This is a genomic window from Lentzea kentuckyensis, from assembly GCF_002150765.1.
Classification (GTDB): Bacteria; Actinomycetota; Actinomycetes; order Mycobacteriales; family Pseudonocardiaceae; genus Lentzea; species Lentzea kentuckyensis.
This window is the reverse complement of sequence record NZ_MUYM01000189.1, coordinates 4185-5170: the sequence shown is the minus strand read 5'-3', so window position 1 is coordinate 5170 and position 986 is coordinate 4185. Positions and strand designations below refer to the sequence as shown.

Sequence of the window (986 nt, the reverse complement as noted above, 5' to 3'; positions counted from 1 at the left end):
AACGCGTGCACGGCGCGGTTGTCGCGGCGGGTGGGGCCGGGCCGGGCGACTCCTGCCAGGTAGATCGGGGCGTTGCGGTGCACGAACGGCAGCGCGACGAACTCGGTGAGCCCGCCGGTCCGATCCTGCAACCCGGCCAGCACCCGGAGGTGGGTGAGCCAGTGGCCGGGGTGGTCCACGTGGCCGTACATCATCGTCGACGACGACCGAATGCCCAGCTCATGGGCCGTTCCGACGACGTCCAGCCAGGTCGCGGTCGGCAGCTTGCCCTTGGTCAGCACCCAGCGCACGTCGTCGTCGAGGATCTCGGCCGCCGTGCCGGGGATCGTGTCGAGGCCGGCCTCCTTGAGCTCGCTGAGCCACTCGCGCACGCTCACGCCCGCCTTCGCGGCGGCGGAGACGATCTCCATCGGGCTGAACGCGTGCACGTGCATCCCGGGCAGACGCTTCTTGATCGCGCGCACGACGTCCGCGTAGTAGGTCACCGGCAGCTTGGGGTCGATGCCGCCCTGCATGCAGACCTCGGTGGCGCCCTCGTCCCACGCCTCCTGCGCGCGGTCGGCGACCTCCTCCGCCGAGAGCCGGAACGCGTCCGCGTCGCGCTCGCGCTGAGCGAAGGCGCAGAAGCGGCACCCGACGTAGCAGACGTTCGAGAAGTTGATGTTCCGGTTGACGACGTACGTGACGTCGTCGCCCACCACTTCCCGACGCAGGTCGTCGGCCAGCTTCACCATCTCTTCCAACGCCTTGCCATCGGCGGTGAGGAGCGCCATCGCGGCGTCGGTGTCGTCGAGCAACGCGGCCGGGTCGTTCGCGGCGANNTCGTCGAAGTCGCTGCGACGATCGCTCGTGCGGCCTTCGGTGTCGATGGCGGTGTTCAGGTCCGCGCGGCCGTAGGTGTCGAGCCCGCCGTCCGGCTCCTGCCACTCACGGCCGATCACGGGTGCGTCCGGGTTCGCGAGACCGTTTTCCAGTGACAGCGCGGC

Annotated in this window: 1 protein-coding gene; it reads right to left on the bottom strand. The window is 70.1% G+C overall.

What is annotated here, in order from left to right; all coding sequences use genetic code 11:
- A partial coding sequence (gene cofH / locus B0F77_RS50350; RefSeq protein WP_245849511.1) for a 5-amino-6-(D-ribitylamino)uracil--L-tyrosine 4-hydroxyphenyl transferase CofH occupies window positions 1-986 on the bottom strand: 986 nt, incomplete at both ends.